21 protein-coding genes are annotated in these 25,420 nt (G+C 33.0%); 16 read left to right on the top strand and 5 right to left on the bottom strand.

Annotation, left to right across the window (positions count from 1 at the left end; genetic code table 11):
- The first annotated feature begins 16 nt into the window (after positions 1-16).
- The 4 genes from dltC to addA all read left to right on the top strand — a co-directional run bounded on the left by dltC (position 17) and on the right by addA (position 9,369).
- Positions 17-241, top strand: a complete 225-nt coding sequence (gene dltC, locus QM017_RS05395) for a D-alanine--poly(phosphoribitol) ligase subunit DltC (protein WP_282709082.1) — start codon at positions 17-19, stop codon at positions 239-241.
- A gap of 2 nt (positions 242-243) precedes the next feature.
- Positions 244-1,536: a D-alanyl-lipoteichoic acid biosynthesis protein DltD gene (gene dltD, locus QM017_RS05390; RefSeq protein ID WP_282709081.1), complete on the top strand. Its 1,293-nt coding sequence runs from the start codon at positions 244-246 to the stop codon at positions 1,534-1,536.
- 100 nt (positions 1,537-1,636) lie between these two features.
- Positions 1,637-5,362 carry a PD-(D/E)XK nuclease family protein gene (locus tag QM017_RS05385; protein WP_282709080.1) on the top strand — a complete coding sequence of 1,242 codons (3,726 nt, stop codon included), beginning with the start codon at positions 1,637-1,639 and terminating at the stop codon, positions 5,360-5,362.
- Entirely contained in the window at positions 5,362-9,369 is a 4,008-nt protein-coding gene (addA, locus tag QM017_RS05380; protein WP_282709079.1) for a helicase-exonuclease AddAB subunit AddA, read from the top strand. Before QM017_RS05385 ends, addA begins: the two co-directional genes overlap by 1 nt.
- 123 nt (positions 9,370-9,492) lie before the next feature.
- Here the strand turns inward: addA and QM017_RS05375 are convergent, their stop codons facing one another.
- Both QM017_RS05375 and QM017_RS05370 read right to left on the bottom strand, forming a co-directional pair.
- Positions 9,493-10,782: an ISL3 family transposase gene (locus QM017_RS05375; protein WP_282708737.1), complete on the bottom strand. Its 1,290-nt coding sequence runs from the start codon at positions 10,780-10,782 to the stop codon at positions 9,493-9,495.
- 140 nt (positions 10,783-10,922) lie between these two features.
- A complete protein-coding gene (locus QM017_RS05370; protein WP_282709567.1) occupies positions 10,923-13,541 on the bottom strand; it encodes a YfhO family protein in 2,619 nt (872 codons plus the stop codon).
- A 194-nt stretch (positions 13,542-13,735) separates the two neighbouring features.
- Between QM017_RS05370 and QM017_RS05365 the strand changes: the two genes are divergently transcribed.
- Complete coding sequence (locus tag QM017_RS05365; protein ID WP_282709078.1) at positions 13,736-15,790, top strand: penicillin-binding protein 2; 2,055 nt, start codon at positions 13,736-13,738, stop codon at positions 15,788-15,790.
- Between the two features lie 113 nt (positions 15,791-15,903).
- Here QM017_RS05365 and QM017_RS05360 read toward each other — a convergent pair whose 3' ends face one another.
- On the bottom strand, positions 15,904-17,193 hold the full coding sequence (locus QM017_RS05360) for an ISL3 family transposase (RefSeq protein ID WP_282708737.1): 1,290 nt from the start codon (positions 17,191-17,193) through the stop codon (positions 15,904-15,906).
- Between the two features lie 355 nt (positions 17,194-17,548).
- Between QM017_RS05360 and rpmG the strand changes: the two genes are divergently transcribed.
- From rpmG to QM017_RS05330, 6 genes are all read left to right on the top strand, one after another.
- Complete coding sequence (gene rpmG / locus QM017_RS05355; protein ID WP_025021837.1) at positions 17,549-17,698, top strand: 50S ribosomal protein L33; 150 nt, start codon at positions 17,549-17,551, stop codon at positions 17,696-17,698.
- A 48-nt stretch (positions 17,699-17,746) separates the two neighbouring features.
- Positions 17,747-18,337 carry a 5-formyltetrahydrofolate cyclo-ligase gene (locus tag QM017_RS05350; protein WP_282709077.1) on the top strand — a complete coding sequence of 197 codons (591 nt, stop codon included), beginning with the start codon at positions 17,747-17,749 and terminating at the stop codon, positions 18,335-18,337.
- Positions 18,312-18,977 carry a rhomboid family intramembrane serine protease gene (locus QM017_RS05345; RefSeq protein ID WP_282709076.1) on the top strand — a complete coding sequence of 222 codons (666 nt, stop codon included), beginning with the start codon at positions 18,312-18,314 and terminating at the stop codon, positions 18,975-18,977. The genes QM017_RS05350 and QM017_RS05345 overlap by 26 nt, the downstream gene beginning before the upstream one ends.
- Before the next feature lie 28 nt (positions 18,978-19,005).
- Positions 19,006-19,212, top strand: coding sequence for a YqgQ family protein (locus tag QM017_RS05340; protein WP_178196488.1), 207 nt, complete (start codon positions 19,006-19,008; stop codon positions 19,210-19,212).
- Between the two features lie 22 nt (positions 19,213-19,234).
- On the top strand, positions 19,235-20,194 hold the full coding sequence (locus QM017_RS05335; RefSeq protein ID WP_282709075.1) for an ROK family glucokinase: 960 nt from the start codon (positions 19,235-19,237) through the stop codon (positions 20,192-20,194).
- Positions 20,195-20,292: 98 nt separating this feature from the next.
- Entirely contained in the window at positions 20,293-20,646 is a 354-nt protein-coding gene (locus QM017_RS05330; RefSeq protein ID WP_178196630.1) for a rhodanese-like domain-containing protein, read from the top strand.
- A 43-nt stretch (positions 20,647-20,689) separates the two neighbouring features.
- Here the strand turns inward: QM017_RS05330 and QM017_RS05325 are convergent, their stop codons facing one another.
- Positions 20,690-20,866: a DUF3042 family protein gene (locus tag QM017_RS05325; RefSeq protein ID WP_178196492.1), complete on the bottom strand. Its 177-nt coding sequence runs from the start codon at positions 20,864-20,866 to the stop codon at positions 20,690-20,692.
- 158 nt (positions 20,867-21,024) lie between these two features.
- Here QM017_RS05325 and miaA point away from each other — a divergent pair, with 158 nt between their 5' ends.
- From miaA to glnA, 3 genes are all read left to right on the top strand, one after another.
- Positions 21,025-21,957: a tRNA (adenosine(37)-N6)-dimethylallyltransferase MiaA gene (gene miaA / locus QM017_RS05320; protein WP_282709074.1), complete on the top strand. Its 933-nt coding sequence runs from the start codon at positions 21,025-21,027 to the stop codon at positions 21,955-21,957.
- A gap of 111 nt (positions 21,958-22,068) precedes the next feature.
- Entirely contained in the window at positions 22,069-22,458 is a 390-nt protein-coding gene (locus QM017_RS05315; protein WP_178196496.1) for a MerR family transcriptional regulator, read from the top strand.
- A gap of 25 nt (positions 22,459-22,483) precedes the next feature.
- Positions 22,484-23,827 (top strand): type I glutamate--ammonia ligase, encoded by a 1,344-nt coding sequence (glnA, locus tag QM017_RS05310; protein ID WP_178196498.1) that lies wholly within the window; start codon positions 22,484-22,486, stop codon positions 23,825-23,827.
- Positions 23,828-23,940: 113 nt separating this feature from the next.
- Here the strand turns inward: glnA and QM017_RS05305 are convergent, their stop codons facing one another.
- Positions 23,941-24,297, bottom strand: coding sequence for a hypothetical protein (locus QM017_RS05305; RefSeq protein WP_178196500.1), 357 nt, complete (start codon positions 24,295-24,297; stop codon positions 23,941-23,943).
- Positions 24,298-24,541: 244 nt separating this feature from the next.
- Here QM017_RS05305 and gmk point away from each other — a divergent pair, with 244 nt between their 5' ends.
- Positions 24,542-25,162 (top strand): guanylate kinase, encoded by a 621-nt coding sequence (gene gmk / locus QM017_RS05300; RefSeq protein ID WP_178196502.1) that lies wholly within the window; start codon positions 24,542-24,544, stop codon positions 25,160-25,162.
- On the top strand, positions 25,159-25,356 hold the full coding sequence (gene rpoZ / locus QM017_RS05295) for a DNA-directed RNA polymerase subunit omega (protein ID WP_178196504.1): 198 nt from the start codon (positions 25,159-25,161) through the stop codon (positions 25,354-25,356). Before gmk ends, rpoZ begins: the two co-directional genes overlap by 4 nt.
- Positions 25,357-25,420: the final 64 nt, after the last annotated feature.

Below are 25,420 nucleotides of genomic sequence, written 5' to 3'. Positions count from 1 at the left end.
GGATAGGGAGTAAATTATGAAAGAAAAAGTTTTAGAAATTTTAGAAGGTTTGACAGGACAAGATTTTGCAACAGATATGGATTATAACTTGTTTGAAAGTGGCTTGTTAGATTCGATGGGGACAGTACAGTTATTACTTGAATTACAAATGCAATGTGGTATTGAAGTTCCAGTTTCTGAATTTGAAAGAACAGAATGGGATACACCAAATAAAATTATTGCGAAAGTTGAAAATATGTAACTATGAAGTTAAGAAAAGAGCTGTTCAAAATTTTTGGACCGGTCTTTTTAGCGGCATTCTTATTAGGTGTCTTTTTGGTTGCACCACTTAGTTCTAAAAAAATAGATAATGTAACGCTAAAAAGGGCGGCGTTATCGCAGTCGGCTAATATTTTTAAAGGAACAATCGTTAAACAAACAGCACTTGAGAAAAATTATGTTCCTTTTTTTGGATCATCGGAGTTTTCAAGAATAGATGCTTTTCATCCTTTTGTACTGGCACAAAAATATAAGCGTCCATATCGTCCGTTTCTGTTAGGAGCAATGGGAGCGCAATCGTTATCTCAGTTCTTTGGTATGCAAGAAATTAATGCTCAATTAAAAGATAAGAAGGCTGTTTTTGTAATTTCGCCACAATGGTTTGTTAAACAAGGAATAGCGCCAGGAGCTTTTGCATTATACTATTCTAATTTACAAGCCGTAACTTGGTTATTGGATAATCAAGATAAAAATACAGAAATGCAACGCTATGCAGCCAAACGCTTATTACAAATGCCATCTGCACATTCAGATAAGATGATTGAGAATTGTATTCAAAAGAAAGCAGATGGTCAAAATTTGTCTGAGATGCAATTAGTTTACTTGAAATTACGCCGCAATCAACTTATGCATGAAGATCAATTATTTTCAACTTTAAAGTTAAATGATCGTCGGCAACGTATCAAACGTGTAGCTAAAGCATTACCCGACAATTATGATTTTGCAGATCTAGATCAATTAGCCTATCAGATTGGACAAAAAAAGACGGATAATAATCAATTTGAAATTAGCAATAATTTTTGGAATAAGCGTTTGAAAAAAACGTACCGAAAATTAGCAGGTGAACAAGCAAGTAAAAATTATGTTGCTTCACCAGAATTTGCAGATTTTCAATTAGTTTTGAATCAATTTGCAAAAAATCATACGGATGTTTTATTCGTAATTCCACCGGTTAACCGCCAATGGAGTAATTTTACAGGCTTATCTTTAAAAATGTTAACGCAATTTAACGAAAAGATTCGTTATCAGTTAGAAAGTCAAGGTTTTCATAATATTGCTGACTTATCTAAAGACGGTGCTGAAAAATACTTTATGCAAGATACTATTCATTTAGGCTGGCGCGGTTGGTTGAAGATGGATCAATATGTGGCACCATTTTTGATGAATAAACAAAAGCAGCCAACATATCAAATTAACGATAAATTTTATTCAAAGAAATGGCAAGACTTGCAGGGTCAGGCTTTGAATGATTATCTCAAACAACAAACGGATATTTAGCTAAAAAGCAACGTTACTAAAGTAGTTTCGTTGCTTTTTTGTAATTAGCTCAAATAAAAAATGATATACTAATAGTATTAAATGAAAGCGAGGAGCTAAGATGAGTTTAAAATTTGTTTTGGGAGCAGCATCGCAAGATTTGCAAAAGGTGTTGTTTGAAGATATAGTGACGCGACTCAAAAAAGAACCGAATAGTCAGTATTTTTATATTGTTCCTGATCATATAAAGTTTGAATCAGAAGTAAACTTGTTGAAGTATTTGCGTCAAGCGTTTAGTCAAATAACCAATCTATACGCACAAAACAATGTCCAAACTTTTTCTTTTACGCGCTTAGCTTGGTATTTTATGAAGGACCAAGCGATTTTTCAACGACGTCATTTAACACAAGATGGCTTAGCGATGGTAGTTGCGCATATTTTACATGGTTTAGATGCAAAAAAATTGTATGTCTTTACAAGAGAGCAGGGAAAGCCTGGGTTTGCGACTAAATTAGCAGAACAATTATTAGAATTAAAGCTTGGAGGAATTACACCAAGCGATTTAGATAAATTAATCGTTAATTTACCTAAACAAAATGGACAAAATGAAAATTTACGTGCAAAACTTAATGATTTAAATTTAGTGTATCAAGAGTTTGTTGAATATTTAAAAGATGATTATTTGGACAGTGCACAAGTTTTGGCAGCACTAAAGAAATATTTAGAGACAAAGAATCTACAAGATTCAGTGTTTATATTTAATGGATTTACACATTTTAGTGCACTAGAACGTGATGTATTAAGCGTATTATTTAAACAAGCTAAGAGCGTTGAAATTGCTTTGACAATGACTAAAGAAGCTATTAATCAAACACAAGGCTTGTTTTTTAAGCAACAACGGCTGTATAACAGTCTTTGTAATGAAGCTAGACAATTAAAAATAGTTTTAGAGCCTACAACTTTTATTACCGATCAAACACGTGTTACACCAACCTTGCAGGTGCTAGAACAGTATTGGATAGATACCAATCAGTTGCTTAGAGATAAGACATATCCTGCAATATCTAACGAAAATCTTATGTTGGTGACAACAAATGATCGTGTCTATGAGTTAAGATATGTTGCTAGTCAAATTCGACGATTAGTTAAAAATGGCTATAGTTATCAAGAAATTTTAGTATTAACGCCAGATATGACCAAATATCGTAATTTGTTACAGCCAATTTTTCAACAATATCAAATTCCAGTCTTCGTTGATTTAGATAAAAGTATGATAGATCATCCCTTAGTCGAATTTATTATGGCACTTTTTGCGATTAAGCGACGGGGATTTGGCTACCATGAAATGATGAGGTTGCTAAAAACTGAATTATTTATACCTAAAATCGGTGCAGATGAATTGACTGTACAGGAATACCGTGGAATGCTTGATTTGTTAGAAAATTGTATACTACAAAATGGCTATCGGACAGTGTGCGATTGGTCGGGGGATGAAAATTGGGTTATACAAAAAAGGAAACCACAACCTAATGAAAGCCCTAAAGAGCATTTACAAGCACAAGATTCTTTGGGGCTTAATCAAAAAATTAATATGTTGCGAAGAAGTATTTTTCAACAGCTCAATGGCTTTTTTAAAAAATTAACACAAGTTACTACTGGTCAACAGGCTGTTTTTGAACTAGTTACTTTTTTACAAAAAATAGGTGTAACAGCTCAATTGCAAGCGTGGCAAAAGGCTGCACAAGAAAAGTTGCAAGCTACGGATGCTTCCTATGATGATTTTACACGGCCTAAACAAGTTTGGGATGCTTTTTGTTTATTACTAGATGAGTATGTGATTGCATTAGGTAAAGAGCCGTTTATTGAAAAGGAATTTTTAGATATCTTACAAAGTGGTTTTGAAAGTGCGACCTATTCACGTGTCCCATCAACCTTAGATCAAGTTATTTTTTCACAGACTAGTGTGACACAACTAGCAACACGCAAAGTGACTTTTATTATAGGTGCTTGTGATGATGTAATGCCAGTTCGTGTTGAAAATAATATGTTATTGACTGATCAAGATAGACACCTGTTAGAAAAATATTGGAATCAAGCCGAATCAGAGCATAAGTTTATCAACGACTATAGTGAATTAGTTTTAGCAGATGAACCATTTAAACACTATCAGGCATTTTTAACGCCAAGTCAACGTCTTATATTTACGGCTCCTAAATCCGATGTTGATGGTAAAAAACTTGAATTGTCAAGCTATGTGAAAAAAATATCTGATGCATTAAAGTTAAAGACGATAGACTTATGTGATGACATTGGTCAAACTGGTTTAGCGTTTTTAGGCACAGCACAAACTTCATTAAGCGAGTTGATTACTGCTAGTCAAGAAGCCTATGAAAAGCAAACTACATTAGATTTGCCATGGCAGTGGTTATTAGCATATGAACGTAAAAAATTGCCAGCTTTAACGCAACAGCTATTGCAAAGTTTGAATTATCAAAACGATATTTTACCTACGACACCAGTTGACGAGAATGGACACAAAAAATTAGCTCCTGAAATTGTAAAAAAATTATATGGTACAGAAATATTTACCTCTATTTCAAGGCTAGAGACGTTTTATGCCAATCCATATGAATATTTTTTACAATATGGTTTGCGGCTACAGCCTAGAAAAGAATTTGTTTTAGCTCCGGCTGATACGGGTGAGTTTTTCCATGCGGTTTTGGATGGGTTTTTCCAAAATGTTTTGCAAAAGCATGCGACTGTAGCAGAGTTAAGCAGTCAAGAATTTGATAGCTTGATGAAACAAACATTTGAGCAGTTAGATGAACAACAACGTTTCAAGGTTTTTAATAGTAGTGCTAGGTATCGTTATACGAAACGCCAATTGGAAAAAACTATCTATCAAGTAAGTCAAGCTATTAAGCGTCAACAAAGCGGTGAAGAAATTTATACTTTAAAAACAGAAACTAGTTTTGGTATGGGAGGCTCTTTGCCAGCCTTAGTTTATCCCAAAGATGGTTTGCAAAATAAGATGTATGTACGTGGGCGCATTGATAGATTGGATTTGGTTAAAGATGCTAATGCCAGTTTATATTTGAATGTTATTGATTATAAATCAGGCAATCTAAATGCAAAGATGCAAGACTTTTTATTGAAAGCTTATAATGGTCTATCTTTACAATTATTGACATACTTAAACGCATTGCATAATCTAAGTAAAACAAAGTTACAGGTTGCTGATTTGCATTTAGCACCAGACTTACTGGAAAAATTAGGTATTTCTGCTGATACCTTGCTTAATTTGGGAAGTGTTTCATATTTACAATTACTTGATCCAATATTTGATGTTAAGGATTTACAACAAGGAAAGGCACAAAAAAATATTAGTCAAAAGTACGTCTATCAAGGATTATATCGGTGTGCAGATGATCCAAGCTCACTAGATGAAAATAGTTATTTACAAGCTTTAGACATTAAACTTAAGCAAGCAGCACAAAATAAAAAAGCTGGAGAGTCAATGTCTTATCCACTAAAATTTGAGAGTGGTTCACAAAGTTTCAAGGCTAAAAATCAAAGTAAATTATTGACACTTAATCAGTTTAACGAATTATTGCTATTGAATGATTTAAAGTTAAATGAAGCAAGAAAGCAAATTTTTGAAGGTGTGATAGATTTAGCGCCGTATAAATTAAAAGATAACACGGGCTTAGATTATACTGATTATGGAGCAATTATGACTTTTGATACACTTTTAGCAGCTAATAATTATCATCGAATCGAAGAATTAAGTGAAGAAGAATTGTGGCTAAAAATTAAAGAACTATTGAATGCGGAGGGGCGTGCCTAATGGAAGAAAAACAAGCAAAAAATGGTGGATTTACTCCGACTATAGGACAACAAAAAGCTATTGTAAATACCGGACATAATATTTTAGTCTCAGCTTCAGCTGGTTCAGGAAAAACAAAAGTATTGATTGAACGTATTATTCGTAAAATTGTGTTGCAAGGAATGAGTGTAGAAAACTTATTAGTAGTAACATTTACCGAAGCTGCAGCTAAAGAAATGAAAGAACGTTTGATCAAGGCTTTACAAGAGAAATTACAAGAGTTAAATCAAAATCCTAAAAAAGGCGCTGCTAATCTGCAACGTCACTTGCAACAACAATTAATGAGCGTTAATACTGCAGATATCAGCACCTTACATTCATTTTGTATGCGACTTATTCGTAGTTACTATTATTTGTTGGATTTAGATCCTAATTTTAGATTACTAGCAGATGAAACAGAGCGAATTTTATTGCGTTATGACGTTTGGGAAGAATTACTTGAAGGTTACTATCAACAGTTAGAAGATGTTTTAACTGGAAAACAGACGGATCCTAAGATAGTTTCAGATGCTAAAAACTTTGAAAAAATCATTCAAATTTTTGGGAAAGATCGCAGTGATGAAGGCGTCTCACAAGTGATAATGAAAGTAGATGAATTTGCCAGTGCAAATGCGCAGCCAACAGAATGGCTAGCACATTTAGCTAAGCTTTATGATTGTCAAGCAACGCAAGATTTTACTGAGACTAAACTATGGCAAGGTTATTTACAGCCACTTATTTTTCAAAGGCTACAAGCAATAGTTAGAATTTTAGAAAAACGAAATACTCTGTATCAAGAAAAGTTAAAACCTTTATTGGATGATTTATGGGTAAATGGGGTTGATCCTGAGCTAAAAGATTTTGAAAAAAAACAGGCGCGCAATCTAGCTAAGTATGAAGAAAAAAAGCTGACTCAATTAACTGAATTAGATACATTTAAAGAAATTATGCGAGAATGCCAGCAAACATGTGATTTTGATAGCTTAAAAAATAAGTTAACGACATTTAATCTTAGTGGGAAACCTGTTTTAAAAAAATATAGTTCACCCACTGTTCCAAATGATTTAACCACACCAGCAGCTAAGATTAATAAAGAAATGAAAGCTTTGCATGAACAAGCTAAAGATGCGATAAAAAAACTTCAAAATGACTATTTTTATTTAGATAGTCAAGAACTAATAGAATTACTATTGAATTCAAGCGATGTTGTTAAACGTTTAGCACAGATTGTAGTCGAATTTCGTCAAGCCTATCAACGTGAAAAAAAGCGTCGGCACTTGCTTGATTTTAATGATTTAGAACATTTTGCGTTAGAGATTGTTTCAAATCAAAGTCCTGAAGGAAAACAAGTTGTAGAATTGCTACGTGAGAAATACCAAGAAATAATGGTTGATGAATATCAAGATACTAACGGTGTTCAAGAAGCATTATTAACACAGCTTGCCTCGCAAAATATGTTTATGGTTGGTGATATTAAACAATCAATCTATCGTTTTAGACAAGCAAATCCACAGCTTTTTAATGCAAAGTTGCAAAGTTATCAAAATCTTGATGTAAATGATGTCTTTAATCCGGATTTTTTAGGTGAAAATATCTTACTACAAGAAAACTTTCGTTCAGTTGCCAATGTAACAGAGTTTACTAATTTGATTTTTGAGCAATTGATGGATAAAAAGTTAGGCGAGATTGATTATGATCAAGATGCAAAACTAAAAGCAGCTAATTTGAGTTACCCAAAGCAGCTAGCTACTATACCTACAGAAATTTTAATTTATGAATCGCAACTACCAGATGATGAACAAGAGACGCAAGATTTTACAATTGATACTAAAGAGCAAGGACAAATTTTATTAGTTTGTCAACGAATTAAAGAGCTTTTAAAAGGACAAGACAACCTAATTTATGATAAAAAGACTAAGCAATTGCGCCCAATCAAGTATTCAGATATTGCAATCTTAGCCTCTACGCATGGTGACAGTTTATTGATTACAGAAGAGTTTAGGAATCAAGGAATTCCAGTTAATGTTGATAATGCTAATAACTATTTTCAGACAACTGAAATTCAAATAATGATGTCTTTACTTGAGATTATCGATAATCCGCATCAAGATATTTCATTAGTAGCGGTTTTACGCTCACCAATGTATGGTTTTGATGAAAATGAATTAAGTTATTTACGTATTCAAACTAAACAAGGAGATTTTTACACAGCTTTAACGAATTTTAAAGCAGATGAAACTTTAGAGTTTGAAGTACAACTTCAATGTAAACAACAACGTTTTTTAGACGATTTAGCTTTGTTTAGAGAAACCGCCCATAAAGATGAGTTAGCTGTTTTAATTTGGCAAATTTATCAGCAAACAGGGTTCTTAGATTATGTCGCAGGGATGCCTGGAGGTAAGAAACGTCAAGCTAACTTACATGCTTTATATAATCGGGCTACAGAATATGAAAAAATGAGTTTTAAAGGAATCTTTCAGTTTGTGCGCTTTATTAAAAAGATGCAAGCAAAAGACAATGATTTAGCGCAGATTAATCTAACGGGTGGCGAAGATGCAGTGACTTTTATGACAATTCATAAAAGTAAAGGACTAGAATTTCCAATTGTTTTTTTAATCAATACTAAAAAGCAATTTAATTTACAAGAAATTGTTCGTGGAAATTATTTGTTGGATGAACAGTTAGGCTTTGGTTTGAATTACTTAAAAGAAATAGAAGTTGAACAAACTAAGGTGAAAGCCAAAATTAAGACACCAATTTTAACGCTAATTGGTGAAGAAAGTCTTAATAAGTCATTGGCTGAAGAAATGCGTAAATTGTATGTTGCTTTAACACGAGCAGAACAAAGGTTATTTATTGTTGGACAATATCGTGATTTAGCTACTTGTTTACAGACGTGGAGCAAGGCACTTGACGCAAGTGATATGACCTTGCCACTTAGTTTACGAAAATCAACGCAAGCTTGTTATTTAGATTGGATTGGTAATTGTCTAGTTCGCACAGAAGGTTTCATCGATAAAGTGATATATCGCAACCAAGGTGTACAAAAGGTTAATGATATGGATGCTTTAGTTACCGATATAGCTAATTTTGCTGATGGTACCAAGATTTCAACAGATGTTCCATTTAAAGTAGAGATTTGGAGTAAAGATTATTTACAACAACAATTAGAAATTTGTGAGATGCCTAAACAAAGTATTGATGAATGGTTAAAAATGCAAGAATTACAAACAGATTTTGACGGTAGTGCGCTACAAGATCTTTTGGAGTATCGTTATCCGCATGAGTTATTGACAAAAATTAGTGCTTATCAAGCTGTTAGTGATATTAAACGGCTAATTGATGATCCGGATAATGAAAATATGCCCCAATTTGATACCCAAGAAACAGCACTTAGCAATAATAGTAGGCTGCAATATATTGGTGAATACGCTTTGCCTGAATTCATGCAGCAAAGCATTGAAGTATCTGCGGCTCAAATTGGGACGGCGACGCATTTGCTTTTCCAAAAACTTGATTTACAAGGTGAAATCAATGAACAAAAGATCAAAGATTTGCTAGATGAAGTTTTGCAAGCGGGCTTATTGACTACAGAAGTAGCGCAATTAATAGATGTTAAGGGGATTGTGGCATTTTATCAAACTTCTTTAGGACAAAAAATCTTGCAATCTCAAGCAAGCTTAAGACGTGAAGAACCTATTTCTTTACTTTATCCATTAAATCAACTTTTTAATGGACAACTAGATTTACAAGAAGAAGCACTCTTGGTTCATGGGATTATCGATGGCTATTTCATCGATGAAAATGACGAGATTATTTTGTTTGATTATAAGACAGATAATTATTTTGTTGGACGTGAACATAAATTAAAACAGCTTTATCAAGGACAATTAGAGCTATATGCACAAGCATTAGAAAATATTTTGCATAAAAAAGTTGCGCATAAATACCTTTACTTAGTTAAAGCTCAAATGGTATTAGAAATTTAGTATAATTAAAAGGGCCTAAAATTCAAGCTTTTGGATTTTAGGTTCTTTGTCAAAAAGGACTGATGCCAAAATTTTAATTATTATTTTTAAACTATTAGATGGAAGTCTAATAGTTTTTTTGTTTTAGGTGGAGAAGAAAATTACATTATTTTTTAGCGAAAGCAGAATCCTGAGTCTAAAATGCTTAAAATTATTATAGCCATAGGCTATACGCTTAATTACTTTAATGTGATTATTGACGCCTTCAATAGGACCATTGGTAAGTCTAGGTAAAACAAAACTATTTTCTATTTCTGCCTTATGCTTCTTGATAGTTTTTAAAGCTTGTCTCATTTCTGGTGGAGGATTCCAAGAAACTGTATCAGTTAATAAATTTAGTAATTGACAACTGTTTTTACGGTACATTTGTAGAAGTAACTGATAATATTCATAGGCTGTTTTCAATTCAGAAGACATATCAAATAAACGATCTAAAACTTCAGAATCGCTTAATTCAGCGTATTTAAAATTTATCCTTGGATAATATCGATGATAATCAACATCATCTTGATTTTTTAGAAGTAGTTTCCAAAAACGTTTCAAAGCTCGATACTCATGGGTTCCAGCTCCATATTCTTTCATAACCCTAATTCTAATTTTATTCATAGCTGTATATGCCTGTGTAACCACATGAAATTTATCTGCAATAATAAATGCATTAGGGAATAGCTCCTTAATCAAACTGCGGTAAGGTGCATATAAGTCAACAGTTATAGTCATTACTGATAATCTAGCTTTGTAACTATATTGAATGAAATAATTCCTAAGGAATTTATTATTTCTTTCAGGAATTATATCTATAATCCGATGATTGACTGCGTTGATTAAACACATACTCATACCACTAGATGAAAATCTTTTACCAGATTTGAAGTCATCTAAGGATAAGTGACTAGGAAGCCAGTTACAATTGACTTTAAAATTATTTTCTACATTCTCTAAAGATCTAATAATTGTGTTTGAAGATGTAAAAGAGTCCGCAGCAATTTCACACATAGGTCTGGATAGACTTAAATCACGTACAAGTTTGGCTTTAACAGCATTAGAAAAATGATCATGATAGTTAGTATCTTTAAATTTAGCTGTCGCAGTCTTTTTGCACTCAGGACACAGATACTTCTGTTTTCTTATAGAAAGCACAAGCTTTTTACCAGCAGAAGAAAGATGAATATTATTAACTACTTTAGTGCCGTTATGTAACATCAATGCTTTACAATTAGGGCAATACATAGGGTAAGACAAATATAGATGACAGAGCAAAGCCTTACTATTTTTAATAATTTTTTCTTCAATATACGAAGTATATTGATATTTAGGGTCAATAGTTAAATTAGGGTCTGTAATTCCAAGTAAAAGTTTGATATTATTATCCATAGAGATGGTGTCCTTTCTTTAATTAGATTGGCGTTGTGGGCCATCTCTTTTATTTTGCCGTAAAAATGGAGAAAATAAAAGAAGGACCGTAATGCAAAAAAATTTTACATTATCAGTCCTAAATATTATACAACCGGATTTTAGGCCCTTTGATTATTTAGTTTTTTGTTTGAAAGTAAAAGAATTAATAAAGAAATAAAACTGATAAACAAGCCTAAGTAAAGATATGGTGGCACGAAAAATAATTCAACATGATGTTTGCCTGGACTTAGTTTACATGCTAAGAAAGTATCTTGAATTTTTAATGTCTCAACTTTATGTCCATCAACTTTAATATGCCAACCTTTAGAATAAGGAATTGTAGTGGCTAAAAGGGATTGCTTTTTTGAAACAGTGATTGTTCCGCGTATTTTTCTAGAATTAAAGTCAGTTGTTTTTAATTGATGTTTTTGTAATTGCTGTAATTTTTTCTTGACTTCTTGATTGTTTAGGCGATAGAGTACAAAATTATCCAGCGTAAGATTTTGTTTTTTGAACTTAGCAGTCAAGACGATTTCATTTCCTTTATCTTGATTTGCTAAATTTAAAATAACTGTATGCCTAAAAGTTCCATAATAGTGCAATAATCGATTGCCTAAAGACCAAGTAACATTAGTTGAAGAAAGCTGTGGTCCAAGAGTTAGATAATATGAATCGTTAGTTGACGGAGTAAACTTAAAAATAATTTGAGCATCTTTATCGTTATCTGTGCGCTTAAATGTTTGCCCCGTTAGGTTGATGCTAGATTTAGTATTTTGGAAGACAACTTCATTGAAATTTTGTGCGCTAAAATAGCGATTGCTAATAGGAGTGTTAGTTGCTAAGTTTAACCAGTTAGTTTGATAACTAATAGGATCGTTATATAACACTTTTAAATCTGTTAATTTTTCAGATGCACCATAACCTAAACTAAGAGCAAAAGGATTTTGATAAATTTGTGTTAAGTCTGTTTGTTCAATAAGAGAATACTCTTTTAAATCACTTTTTTCACTTTGTGAGCTTAGTTGTTCTTTTTCTAAATCTGGAACAACTTCACCTAAGTCTTTATTATCAAAAAAGTAACGCATTGCTAAAAGACTGTCGCTGATTAGTGTTCCGTTAGTATAAGTCACATAGTTATCGCCATCAGGATTACCAAGCTGTCCATAAAAATCAGGTAGGCTTTTTTCAAGTGCAGAGCTAAAATAAGATCCAGAATTAAAGTTATGAGCTAAAGCATCATTTTTAGTGCGTGCATATGTTTGACCAACGCGATACAGTACAGGTTTCTTTTTTTGTATAAGTTTCACATCAGCTGCAAGAGAAGTGGAAGGTAAGACGTAATCAGCTTGTGTTAAATAAGATAAGTTACCTAAGCTTAAGAAAAGATTACACCCCATCTCACATACGATAACTAAATAAAATAGTAAATAGTAATTTTTATGGGTAGTTTTGAGCGTTAATAACCATAATGTAAGAATTAAAAAGATAGCAAATAATAAAAGATTTTTGGAACTGATAAAGGAAAAATCAGTGGCATTCAAGCAAACATAAGCAAATAAAGCCGTTAAAAAAATTCCTAAAAGTAAAAGTTTCTGGCAAGTAATCTTAAATCTAGTATTAAAAACTTGTGTACCTAGATAAAGCATCCAAAACGAAATTAAAAAAGAGAAGCGATAAGGATACCAGACAGGAAACTGCATTCCATGCCATAAAAGATCAAAAGGTTCAATAAATGTTGAAGCAAAACAAAAGCTGCTGATTAAAAAAGCGCATATCCGACTCTTTAAAGGAAAACGTTTATCTAAAAAATAAAGCAAAAAAAGGCTTAATCCTAATGTTCCAATAAATAAATTAGGAAATCCTTGGGGCATTTGGTCGAAGTTAAATGCCCCGATTACAAATTTAGATAAAAGCTTTGGAGGAAAATATTCTAATTTCCAACTGAAATGATTGATGGTATATTGACCTTTACTAGTTTGCAAAGTGGCAACGGTCGGTAATAATAAAACAGCAGCACAACCAACGGCTAGTAATGAATTTTTGGCAAATAGCCATAAGTTTGAGATTAATTTTTTGAAATTTGTAAAATTTTGTACTTGATGCCAACAAAAGAAGAGACATAAAAATAAACAAATCATATAAGCCATGTAATAATTGCTTATTAACATAACTACAAGCCATAAACAATATGCTTTATTTCTTTGGCCTTCTAAAAGGTTAATAAGATTAAGAACGATTAATGGTAAAAAGACTAAAGCGTCCAACCATAAGATATTTGATTGATTAGCAATTGCCCAGCCCATTAAAGCATAGGATGTTGCAAAGAGTGGGATTTTCCAGCTGTTTTGCAATTTAGTTTGATAAAGTAGCCACCCAAAGCTAAGTCCAGCACAGCCATATTTTAATAATACAACAAGCATTATCCCAGCTGTGATTGTTTTACCTGGAAAAAGTAATAAGACAAGATTAAAAGGGCTTAGTAAATAATAAGCAAATTCACCAATCATAGGTCCACCCAGTGCTTTTCCAAAAGAATAGAAAATATTTCCCCAAGAATGCAAAAGTGTTTGGCGGTAAAATGCAAAAAAGTCAACGTATTGTTGACCTAGATCAACTGTTAGAATGCTATTTTTTCCAAATGGATACATTTGGCGTGAAATAAAATACAACAATACTAAAATGAACGGTGTCAAAAAACTAAAAATTAATGGATAATTTTTGTTAAAAAAACGTTTAATCTTCAAAGACTGGAATCCTTTCGTTTAAAGTCTAAATTCATCATAGCATAATTAGAGTTGGGTTTAGTAAATAAAATAACTTTTAACAAATTTTTAACCGCAAATAAGTGTCCGTTAAGGTATACTTTGTGATACCATATAATTTGTGCAATACGTGTAAGCATAGTTGCAAGATGAGATAGGAGATAGCTTTTGTGAAATTTATTAGAAGAAGTACCACTAAAAATGAGAAAGCGCCGCACTCACATATTCCTTTTCGGTTGAACTTTCTTTTTGTAATAGTTTTTATTTTATTTGCTGCCTTAATTATCCAATTAGCACGTTTACAAATTGTGAATGGACCAATGTTTGAAGCTGAAGTAAACAGTGGAGATGTGCGTACAGAAACAACGAATGTACAACGTGGGATGATTTATGATTCTACTGGTAAGCTATTGGCGGCTAACGATTCTTCACGTGCAATTACTTATACTAAACCTTTAAACGTTTCAGCTACAGTTATGTATCAAATTGCTAATGATTTGACTAAATATATTAGCGTAGAAGATGAAAATATCAATCTAGCGGATGAAATTGACTATTATTTAGCAAATCCAATTCATGAAGAAAATGTCAAAAAAAAGATTGCTAATGCTGATAGTTTGCAACCCGATGATTTGTATAAAGCTGAATCAAAATATGTTAAACAACATAATTTACAAGCAAATTTAAGTGGAAGACAAAAACAAGCAGCTATTTTATATAGTAAAATGAATGGAGCATATTCTTTATCAACTGTTTATTTAAAAACAAGTGATGTTACTGATAAAGAAATGGCAGAAGTTGGTGAAAACCTTTCAAAATTACCTGGAATAAAGATTGGGACTAGTTGGAAGCGTAGTTATCCTAATGGCGAATCTGTTAAGAGTGTGATTGGGACGGTTACGACTGAAAAACAAGGGTTACCAAGTGATTCTATTAATACACTATTAGCGCAAGGATATTCGCGTAATGATAGTGTTGGTTCAAGTTATATCGAATCTAAATATGAAGATGTTTTAAAAGGAACAAAAGCAATCACAGATGTTGAGACGCAAAACGGTTCGATTGTTGATGAAGTTGAAAAATATGGCGGAAAACCTGGAGATAATTTAGTATTAACGATTAATTCACAGTTCCAAAATACAGTACAACAGATTATGGAAGATGCTGTTAATTCTATTAAGGGATCTAATCCATATTTACCAGGAGCATATGCTGTTGTAATGAATCCTAATACGGGTGCGATTTATGCCTTGGCGGGAGTTAATCGTGATTTAGAGACAGGAAAAGTTACAGAAAATGCTTTAGGCGCGATTAATCAAAGTTATGTAATGGGATCTGTTGTTAAAGGAGCAACAGTTATTAGCGGTTTATTATCGGGAGTTATTACTCCGCAAAGTAACACATTAGTCGATGAACCAATTAAATTAAAAGGAACACCGGTTAAGTCTTCTTTATTTAACCGTAATGGATCAGTAGCTTTAACTGCTTCTGATGCGTTGATGGTTTCTTCAAACGTATATATGATGAAATTAGCAATGCTAGAAGGTGGGTTTAACTATGTTCCAGGTGCTGCATTATCATTACCAACTTCGATTTTTGATAAATTGCGTGGTTATTTTAAACAATTTGGTTTAGGTGTTAAGACAGGGATTGATATTCCTGGTGAATCAACTGGGTTTGAAGGCCCATCAAGTCAAGCTGATATAGGTAAGGCGCTTGACTTATCATTTGGGAACTATGATTCATATACGACATTACAATTGGCACAATATGCATCGACCATTGCAAATGGTGGTTATCGAATGCAACCACATATTCTTGAATCAATTCGTGAAACTAATTCAGATGGCTCGTTGGGTTCAACGGTTTATGAGTTTACTCCAAATGTTTTAAATGTGGTTCCTGCCACAAATTCACAATGGAAGGTTGTTAAAGATGGTTTTTGGAAGGTAGTTCATGGTACTAGTCCATGGAGAACTGGTAGTAAGTTCCAAGACATGAAACCATCAGTCAGTGCTAAAACCGGTACTGCTACAACTTATCATGGAACTGCTGAAACAGAAACGTTAAGTTTAGTGAGCTATGCACCTTCAGATGATGCCAAAGTTGTTATCGCGTTGGCATTTCCAGGAACTACCAAGGCAACTGGGGTTAATACGGATGCAGCTAAAAAAATTTATGAAGCATTCTGGAGTCAAGTTATGAGTAATGATGGATTAGAATAGTAGCTAACTTGTATATTCAAGTGTTTTTCTGGTTCTTTGTCAAAAAGGACTGATGCCAAAATTTTAATTATTATTTTTAAACTATTAGATGGAAGTCTAATAGTTTTTTTGTTTTAGGTGGAGAAGAAAATTACATTATTTTTTAGCGAAAGCAGAATCCTGAGTCTAAAATGCTTAAAATTATTATAGCCATAGGCTATACGCTTAATTACTTTAATGTGATTATTGACGCCTTCAATAGGACCATTGGTAAGTCTAGGTAAAACAAAACTATTTTCTATTTCTGCCTTATGCTTCTTGATAGTTTTTAAAGCTTGTCTCATTTCTGGTGGAGGATTCCAAGAAACTGTATCAGTTAATAAATTTAGTAATTGACAACTGTTTTTACGGTACATTTGTAGAAGTAACTGATAATATTCATAGGCTGTTTTCAATTCAGAAGACATATCAAATAAACGATCTAAAACTTCAGAATCGCTTAATTCAGCGTATTTAAAATTTATCCTTGGATAATATCGATGATAATCAACATCATCTTGATTTTTTAGAAGTAGTTTCCAAAAACGTTTCAAAGCTCGATACTCATGGGTTCCAGCTCCATATTCTTTCATAACCCTAATTCTAATTTTATTCATAGCTGTATATGCCTGTGTAACCACATGAAATTTATCTGCAATAATAAATGCATTAGGGAATAGCTCCTTAATCAAACTGCGGTAAGGTGCATATAAGTCAACAGTTATAGTCATTACTGATAATCTAGCTTTGTAACTATATTGAATGAAATAATTCCTAAGGAATTTATTATTTCTTTCAGGAATTATATCTATAATCCGATGATTGACTGCGTTGATTAAACACATACTCATACCACTAGATGAAAATCTTTTACCAGATTTGAAGTCATCTAAGGATAAGTGACTAGGAAGCCAGTTACAATTGACTTTAAAATTATTTTCTACATTCTCTAAAGATCTAATAATTGTGTTTGAAGATGTAAAAGAGTCCGCAGCAATTTCACACATAGGTCTGGATAGACTTAAATCACGTACAAGTTTGGCTTTAACAGCATTAGAAAAATGATCATGATAGTTAGTATCTTTAAATTTAGCTGTCGCAGTCTTTTTGCACTCAGGACACAGATACTTCTGTTTTCTTATAGAAAGCACAAGCTTTTTACCAGCAGAAGAAAGATGAATATTATTAACTACTTTAGTGCCGTTATGTAACATCAATGCTTTACAATTAGGGCAATACATAGGGTAAGACAAATATAGATGACAGAGCAAAGCCTTACTATTTTTAATAATTTTTTCTTCAATATACGAAGTATATTGATATTTAGGGTCAATAGTTAAATTAGGGTCTGTAATTCCAAGTAAAAGTTTGATATTATTATCCATAGAGATGGTGTCCTTTCTTTAATTAGATTGGCGTTGTGGGCCATCTCTTTTATTTTGCCGTAAAAATGGAGAAAATAAAAGAAGGACCGTAATGCAAAAAAATTTTACATTATCAGTCCTAAATATTATACAACCGTTTTTCTTATTTAATTTTGGGGTGGAATTTAGTATTATCACTTTTGAAATAGCTTTAAAGAAACCGATTGAGTAAAGTAGTTTTTAGTGTCAAGGTAAAATACTTAACAAAAAAAGTAAAAAATACTAGCATTCAACTTTAAAAAATGATATGATATTAACGTTGAAGGCACCTAGGTGTGTCTTGCTGAAATTGAGACGTAGTTTGGAGGTTTGAAACATGCGTGTAAATATTACATTGGAATGTACAGAATGTCATGAACAAACATACTTGACAAGCAAAAATAAGCGTAATAATCCAGATCGCATTGAGCTTAAAAAATACTGCCCACGCGATCACAAAGTAACAGTACATCGCGAAACAAAATAACAACAGGTTAATACCCTGTTGTTTTTTTCTTTATAAGGAGATTTTGTGATGTTGACCAAGGAAGTATTTAGAAAACAACAATTAAAACGTCTAGCAAGTCGCTTTCAAGAACAACAATTATATGCTTTAGCAAAGTTACAAGCTAAATTGTTGCAAACAAGTGCGTGGAAAGAAGCAAAAACTGTTGCGTTGACATTGAGCACCAATCTAGAATTAGATACTAAATCGTTGATTTTAACAGCTTTAAATGCTCAAAAACAAGTTGTACTACCACAAACATTACCTGGAAATCAAATGCGTTTTATTGAAATGACAGAATCTACAACATTTAAAAAGACAGCATTTGGTGTAATTGAACCTAATGGATCTTTAGAAACAACGCTTCCTAAGGATCAAATTGATTTAATAATTGTTCCAGGTGTTGCTTTTAGTGCAAATGGTAAGCGGGTAGGATATGGTGGTGGCTTTTATGATCGTTATTTAAAAGACTATCGTGGCGTAACAATTGCTTTAGCAGATGAGCTACGTTTTTTTCCTGAACCATTATGGCAAATAGACGCGACGGATGTTGACGTTGATTATGTGATTACAGTAAATGGTGGGGGATTTGAAAATGTTAAAGAAAAAATTAGCTGGTAAACCATGGATAACGTATAGCTTGATAGCTGTCAATATAGTTGTCTATCTATTGATGACAGTTGTTGGAGGAAGTGAAAGCGTCAATGTTTTATTGGCATTTGGTGCAAAATTTAATCCATTAATTGCTTTAGGACAATGGTGGCGTTTATTTACACCAATGTTTTTACATATTGGGATCGAACATTTGATTTTAAATATGGTGACGCTTTATTTTATTGGAATGCAAATCGAAATGCTTTTTGGCCCAACAAGATATTTACTTTTATATTTATTAAGTGGAATTGGTGGGAATTTAGCAAGTTTTGCATTTAATCCAGGTATTTCCGCTGGGGCAAGTACTGCTTTATTTGGATTATTTGGTGCATTTTTCATGTTAGCTGAAAATTTTAAAAATAATCCTTATTTACGAGCATATGCTAAACAATTTTTGTTATTAATTATCTTAAATGTTGCTTTTAGTTTTGTTGGTAATGCTGATTTGAGTGGACATTTAGGTGGGTTGTTTGCTGGCTTTTTATTAGCTTACATTGTTGGCTTACCAAGAAAAGGCATGATTGAAAGACATAAACGTATTTTGGCTTTAATTGCATTGGTCATTATTTATGTTTTAATGTGGAATATAGGTTTAAAAAATCTTTAATATTCAGTATAATTAAGGAGATGGTCTGATGAAAACTCTGTATGATGTTCAGCAACTTTTGAAAAATTTTGGCGTTTTTGTTTATGTAGGAAAAAGGATGTGGGATATCGAATTAATGGCGTTAGAGTTAGATCATTTGCATAAAGCCGGTGTAATCGATGAAAAAACTTTTATTAGTGCTAAACTTGTATTAACACGAGAACATAGATTAGAAGAAAAACGATCACAAGGCTAAAAGTTTTAGGAGATGAAATATGATGGATAAAAAACTAATTGGTATTGATTTGGGTGGTACAACTATCAAGTTTGCTATTTTGACACTTGCAGGCGAAATTCAACAAAAATGGAGCATCGAAACTAATATTTTAGATGAAGGTTCTCACATTGTTCCAGATATTATTGATTCGATTAACCATCATTTAGACTTATACAATATGACCCCTGAACAATTTGTTGGAATCGGTATGGGTACTCCAGGGACTGTCGACTTAGAAAAAGGTACGGTTGTAGGAGCGTACAATCTAAATTGGAAAACTGTTCAAAATGTCAAAGAACAAATTGAAACACAAACTAAGATTAAGTTTGCTATCGATAACGATGCTAACGTTGCAGCGTTAGGTGAACGTTGGATGGGTGCAGGCGATAATGCAGCAGATGTTGTATTTATGACTTTAGGTACTGGTGTAGGTGGCGGTATTATCGCTAACGGTGCTATGGTTCATGGAATGGGTGCTGGTGGTGAAATTGGCCATGTTAATGTTGAACCAGGTGGATATCAATGTACATGTGGTAATAAAGGTTGTTTAGAAACTTATGCTTCCGCTACTGGGGTAGTTCGTGTTGCGCGTGAAATGGCAGAAGAATTTGCTGGTGAATCGCAGTTGAAACAAACATTGGATAATGGTGAAGAAGTAACTTCTAAGTTAGTATTTGATTTGGCTAAAGCCGGTGATTTCTTGGCTAAAAGTGTAGTTGATCGTGTGTGTCGTTATTTAGGTTTAGCTTGTGCTAATCTTGCAAGTACACTTAATCCAGAATATATTGTAATCGGTGGAGGAGTTTCTGCAGCTGGCGACTTTTTGTTAGATCAAGTTAAAGCTTACTTTGCAGAATTTGCATTCCCTACGATTAGAAATACTACTAAGATTAAGTTAGCTCAACTTGGTAATGATGCTGGTGTAATTGGTGCAGCTTCATTAGCTTTAAAATTTCAATAATTAATTAGAATTGAGAGGAGTTTTTGGGATTGTTTCTTTTAGGACAAATTAGCATATGGTATGTGATTAATGTAATTTTAATTATTATTATCTTATGGATGATTTTTTATCCGATGTATTTGAATTGGCGTGGTAAGAGAGTTGCTAAAATTGTTGATAACGCAGAATTCAAAGAAGGTATGCGGAAAGCACAAGTTATCGATGTACGAGAAGCTGCTAACTTTGAAGCAGGACACATTTTAGGTGCACGTAATATGCCATTGTCTCAATTTAAGTTGTATGAAAATAGTTTGCGCAAAGATACACCGATTTATATCTATGAAACAGGCCGTTCCATGGCTGTACGTGCAGCATTACAATTGCATAAAAAAGGCTATCGTGATTTAGTGATTTTAAAAAACGGTTACGATAAATGGGATGGTAAAACCAAAAAGAAGAAGTATCAAGATTAATAAAAAATGGCTCGGTTTAAATCCGAGCCATTTTTTATTAAGATTATCCTTGATGAGCAGAGCGACTTTTACGTAAAGCGCGTTTACGATGTTCTTCTAAGATAGCTTCGCGTTCTTCGATTGGTTCAACAACAGTTTTCTTAAATGCAAAAGCAGCACCTGCTAAAGCACCGATTGTTGAAACGACACCAAAGAAAAAGCCTTTACCAAATGATTTCATGAGATTCCCTCCTTTTAATAAAGTTTTCATTTTTTACCAATGAAATACTTCTGATATCCATTATGAACGATAATTGAAAAAATATCTAGATATAACTCCTAAAAAGTTTGATAAATGTTAAAATAATAACGAAAATATAAAAGATGGGGAGAAAAAGATTGCAAACTGGACAAAAAATTTTGTTAATTGTTGGACCGACTGCGGTTGGTAAAACGAATTTATCAATTGAATTAGCAAAAAAATTTAATGCAGAGATAATTTCAGGGGATTCAATGCAAGTCTACCGTAAATTAGATGTAGGAACAGCTAAGATTACTCCGTCAGAAATGCGGGGGATTAAACATTATTTAATAGATGAATGTAATATAGACGAACGTTTTTCTGTTGCGCTTTTCATTGAAAAATGTCGTAAAGCTATCAAAGAAATTCAAGCACAAGGTAAATTGCCGTTAATTGTTGGTGGGACAGGTTTTTATTTACAAGCACTATTAGATAATTTTAGCCTTGGAAATGATAAATATGATAGTCAAGAAGTTATCCGTAATAAGTGGCATGCATTTGCAAAAGAAAAAGGGCAACAAGCTTTATGGGAAGAATTGGCTAAAACGGATTTATTAGCAGCACAAAAAATTCCAGTGACTAACGAACGGCGTGTTGTGCGTGCTTTAGAAGTGATTGAAAAAACAGGACGATTATTTTCGCAGCAAGCAGATCAAGCAAGTTTAGAATTCGATCCATTTTTAATTGGTTTGACGACGCAGCGAGATGTATTGTATGAACGGATTAATCGTAGAGTTGATTTGATGTTAACACAAGGTTTGTTAGAAGAAGTTAAGTATTTGTATGCTCATGGAGGTAGTGATTTACCAAGTGGAAAAGGTATTGGTTATAAAGAATTTTATCCATATCTTCAAGGCTTGAAAACCCTAGAGGAGTGTAGTGTAGAAGCTAAAAAAAATTCACGTCATTATGCTAAACGTCAGTTGACATGGTTTAGAAATAAGATGAATGTTAATTGGTATGATTTGGTCTTACATCCAGAAGAATTAACACAAGTTATAAATGATGTGGAAATATGGTTAGAACATTGATTTTTAAGTGAAATTCACAGGATTTTAATTTGATGTTAGAAAATGTAACATAAAGATATTGACTTTTGAAAATACCCTTGTTATTATAAAACCATAGTTAGGAGGAGCGTTATGAAGGAAAAGGAGTTACGCCGTTCATTGGCCGTTTTACCGATTGGAACGGTTATGAAATTGACAAATTTATCTGCGCGTCAAATTAGATATTATGAAGAACAAGAATTGGTGATTCCTGAAAGAAATGAAGGAAATCGTCGGATGTATTCTTTAAATGATATTGATAAATTGCTAGAAATTCGAGATTATTTGTCTGAAGGCATTAATATGGCTGGAATCAAACATATCTATGAAGAACAAGCAAAACAAGAGGCACGCAAACAAGCTCAATTAGAAAAGCCGTTAACAGATTCTGATGTGCGTAGAATTTTGCATGATGAATTTATTGCGGTGGGTGGTTTTAATCGAACAAATGATTCTTTTTTCCAGAATAACAGAAATCTCTAATTTGACTTATAAGGAGCACTGAATAATGCCAAAAGTAACTTATACAAAAGACGACATTCGTCGAATTGCAAAAGAAGAAAATGTTCAATTTTTACGTTTAATGTTTACAGATTTATACGGAACAATCAAAAACGTTGAAATTCCAGTTAGTCAGTTAGATAAGCTTTTAGACAATAAAATGATGTTTGATGGTTCTTCAATCGATGGTTTTGTAAGAATTGAAGAAAGTGATATGTGGTTATATCCTGATTTATCAACTTGGATGATTTTCCCATGGGGAAATGAACATGGTAAGGTTGCCCGTATTATTTGTGAAGTTTATAATGCAGATCGCACACCATTCTTAGGTGATCCGCGAAATAATTTAATTCGTGTGCTAGAAGAAATGAAAGAATTAGGTTTTACTGATTTTAACATTGGACCAGAACCAGAATTTTTCTTATTCAAGCTTGATCCAACAACTGGTAAACCAACAACTCAATTAAACGATAAAGGAAGTTACTTTGATTTAGCTCCAATTGACTTAGGTGAAAATTGTCGGCGTGATATTGTGTTAGAACTTGAACGCATGGGCTTTGATGTGGAAGCTTCACATCACGAAGTTGCACCAGGTCAACATGAAGTAGATTTTAAATATGAAGATGCTTTACGTGCATGCGATAATATTCAAACTTTCAAGTTGGTAGTTAAAACAGTTGCGCGTAAACATGGTTTGCATGCAACATTTATGCCTAAGCCATTGGCACGCATCAATGGTTCAGGAATGCACATTAATATGTCATTATTCAATAAAGATGGAAATGCATTTTACGATAAAAATGGTAAAGAACAGCTTTCCAAAGAAGCATATTATTTCCTAGGTGGTCTATTGAAGCATGCACGTGGTTTTACAGCTATTACCAATCCAGTTGTTAACTCTTATAAACGGTTAGTTCCAGGTTACGAAGCACCGGTTTACATTGCTTGGTCTGGTCATAACCGTTCACCATTGGTTCGTGTACCAGTTGCTCGTGGTGCATCTACTCGTTTGGAATTAAGAAGTGTTGATCCAGCAGCTAACCCATATTTAGCAGTAGCTGCTATTTTGGAAGCTGGATTAGATGGTTTACGTAATAAGATTGAACCACCAAAATCTGTTGATCGTAATATCTATGCAATGGGTGAAGAAGAACGTAAAGCAAATGATATTGAAGACTTACCATCAACCTTGCATAATGCGTTAAAAGCACTGAAAGAAGATAAGACAATGTTAGCAGCAATGGGCCCTCATTTGTGTCCAAGCTTTTTAGAAGCAAAACGTTTAGAATGGGATGCATATCGCCAAGAAGTTTCCGAATGGGAACGTGATCAATATCTTGAAATGTATTAGAATTTGATATGTATCCGAAACCTTAGATATATTTATCTTATAACTTGATTATTAAAATATGTGGATGTTTCTTAGTTATTAGGAAACATCCATTTTTATTTCTGATAAAATACTTAAGAACAAGATTTTAGTGCGTGTTTTACAGAGAGACTAGAAGGAGAAACTAGTTGTAAGTAATGGATTTGATTCAAGAAAATTATGCGTGTACTATGAGCTTGTTGCATTAAAAATACTTCATTGGTAGGCCCTTTTGTTAAGTAACCAGATATCAATTCAATTTGATTAGAAGGGCAAATTACATGAAGTTTAACTGGTTTATTTTGCTTAATTGCTTGTTGGACGCAAAAACGTATTTGAAATTCAGGCATTTGTTTAGGTGATGAAGATGGTGTAAGAACGAAAAAATTTTCTAAGTAATTAAGTGCAGAATCAAAAAAGCGTTGTGTAGAAGCTAAAAATTTATTTTTCATAAATAACAAATCCTTTCTTTAATTAAAACGAACATTTGTTTGCAAAAACAATTATACGAACAAACGTTCTTTATTTCAAGTGTTATTTTAAAATATTCTGAAAAACTGGCTAAATGGAATAATTAAAATCTTTTTATAACTTTCATATTAATTTTTTAGTTTTTTTGTTCGATAATTACTTGAAAAATTTGTCTATTCAGTGCATTATAGTAGATAACACTATATTATGAGGAGCTATTGTGGCATGGCTAAAAGAGGAATGTTGATTGTACTATCAGGGCCTTCAGGTGTAGGAAAAGGCACTGTTAGAAAAGAGATTTTTTCACAACCAGGGAATAATTTTGACTATTCAGTCTCAATGACTACTAGAGATATGCGACCGGGTGAAGTGAATGGGAAGGATTATTATTTTGTTTCGAAAGAGGAATTCGAACAAGAAATAGCGCAAGGTGGCATGCTAGAATATGCTCAATATGTTGACAATTACTATGGAACACCGTTAAAATACGTTAATGAGATGTTAGATAATGGTAAGGATGTCTTCTTAGAAATTGAAGTCAAAGGTGCGATGCAAGTTAGAGAAAAAGTGCCTGATGGGTTATTTATCTTTTTGACTCCACCAGACTTGATGGAATTGCGGCAGCGCATTATTAATCGTGGTACCGATGATTTGGATACGATTAATAAGAGAATGCAGACAGCTGTTGAAGAAATCGAAATGATGCAAAACTATGATTATGCAGTTGTTAACGATGAAGTTATCAAGGCCACGGAAAAAATCAAGACGATTATTCGGGCAGAACGTTGGCGCGTGAAGAGATTTTTACCAGATTATAAAAAACAGTTAGGAGATGTTTTAAAGTGATTTTATATCCATCTGTTGATAAGTTGTTAGAGCATGTAAACTCACGTTACTCATTGGTAATGTTAGCAGCTAAGCGTGCCCATGAACTTGATATGCAAAAAGATCCAATGTTAACAGAATATACTTCAGTTAAAAACGTTGGACGTGCATTAGAAGAAGTTGAAGCTGGAAAGCTTAAGATTCAAGAAGATTAATAAAATTTGTGAGGAGTCTAGCGTTGAGCCTAGGCTCTTTTTTCTTTGAGATAAAATTGATACA

The sequence above is a fragment of the Ligilactobacillus sp. Marseille-Q7487 genome, assembly GCF_949152225.1.
Classification (GTDB): Bacteria; Bacillota; Bacilli; order Lactobacillales; family Lactobacillaceae; genus Ligilactobacillus.
The sequence above is the reverse complement of the archived record's forward strand: the minus strand, read 5'-3'. Positions and strand labels throughout refer to the sequence as shown.

What these genes read in the sequence shown, in the direction of transcription:
- dltC (WP_282709082.1), top strand. Translation starts at nt 17, where the DNA reads ATGAAAGAAAAAGTTTTAGAAATTTTAGAAGGTTTGACAGGACAAGAT.
- dltD (WP_282709081.1), top strand. Translation starts at nt 244, where the DNA reads ATGAAGTTAAGAAAAGAGCTGTTCAAAATTTTTGGACCGGTCTTTTTA.
- QM017_RS05385 (WP_282709080.1), top strand. Translation starts at nt 1,637, where the DNA reads ATGAGTTTAAAATTTGTTTTGGGAGCAGCATCGCAAGATTTGCAAAAG.
- addA (WP_282709079.1), top strand. Translation starts at nt 5,362, where the DNA reads ATGGAAGAAAAACAAGCAAAAAATGGTGGATTTACTCCGACTATAGGA.
- QM017_RS05375 (WP_282708737.1), bottom strand. Translation starts at nt 10,782, where the DNA reads ATGGATAATAATATCAAACTTTTACTTGGAATTACAGACCCTAATTTA.
- QM017_RS05360 (WP_282708737.1), bottom strand. Translation starts at nt 17,193, where the DNA reads ATGGATAATAATATCAAACTTTTACTTGGAATTACAGACCCTAATTTA.
- rpmG (WP_025021837.1), top strand. Translation starts at nt 17,549, where the DNA reads ATGCGTGTAAATATTACATTGGAATGTACAGAATGTCATGAACAAACA.
- QM017_RS05350 (WP_282709077.1), top strand. Translation starts at nt 17,747, where the DNA reads ATGTTGACCAAGGAAGTATTTAGAAAACAACAATTAAAACGTCTAGCA.
- QM017_RS05345 (WP_282709076.1), top strand. Translation starts at nt 18,312, where the DNA reads ATGTTAAAGAAAAAATTAGCTGGTAAACCATGGATAACGTATAGCTTG.
- QM017_RS05340 (WP_178196488.1), top strand. Translation starts at nt 19,006, where the DNA reads ATGAAAACTCTGTATGATGTTCAGCAACTTTTGAAAAATTTTGGCGTT.
- QM017_RS05335 (WP_282709075.1), top strand. Translation starts at nt 19,235, where the DNA reads ATGGATAAAAAACTAATTGGTATTGATTTGGGTGGTACAACTATCAAG.
- QM017_RS05330 (WP_178196630.1), top strand. Translation starts at nt 20,293, where the DNA reads ATGATTTTTTATCCGATGTATTTGAATTGGCGTGGTAAGAGAGTTGCT.
- QM017_RS05325 (WP_178196492.1), bottom strand. Translation starts at nt 20,866, where the DNA reads ATGAAATCATTTGGTAAAGGCTTTTTCTTTGGTGTCGTTTCAACAATC.
- QM017_RS05315 (WP_178196496.1), top strand. Translation starts at nt 22,069, where the DNA reads ATGAAGGAAAAGGAGTTACGCCGTTCATTGGCCGTTTTACCGATTGGA.
- glnA (WP_178196498.1), top strand. Translation starts at nt 22,484, where the DNA reads ATGCCAAAAGTAACTTATACAAAAGACGACATTCGTCGAATTGCAAAA.
- QM017_RS05305 (WP_178196500.1), bottom strand. Translation starts at nt 24,297, where the DNA reads ATGAAAAATAAATTTTTAGCTTCTACACAACGCTTTTTTGATTCTGCA.
- gmk (WP_178196502.1), top strand. Translation starts at nt 24,542, where the DNA reads ATGGCTAAAAGAGGAATGTTGATTGTACTATCAGGGCCTTCAGGTGTA.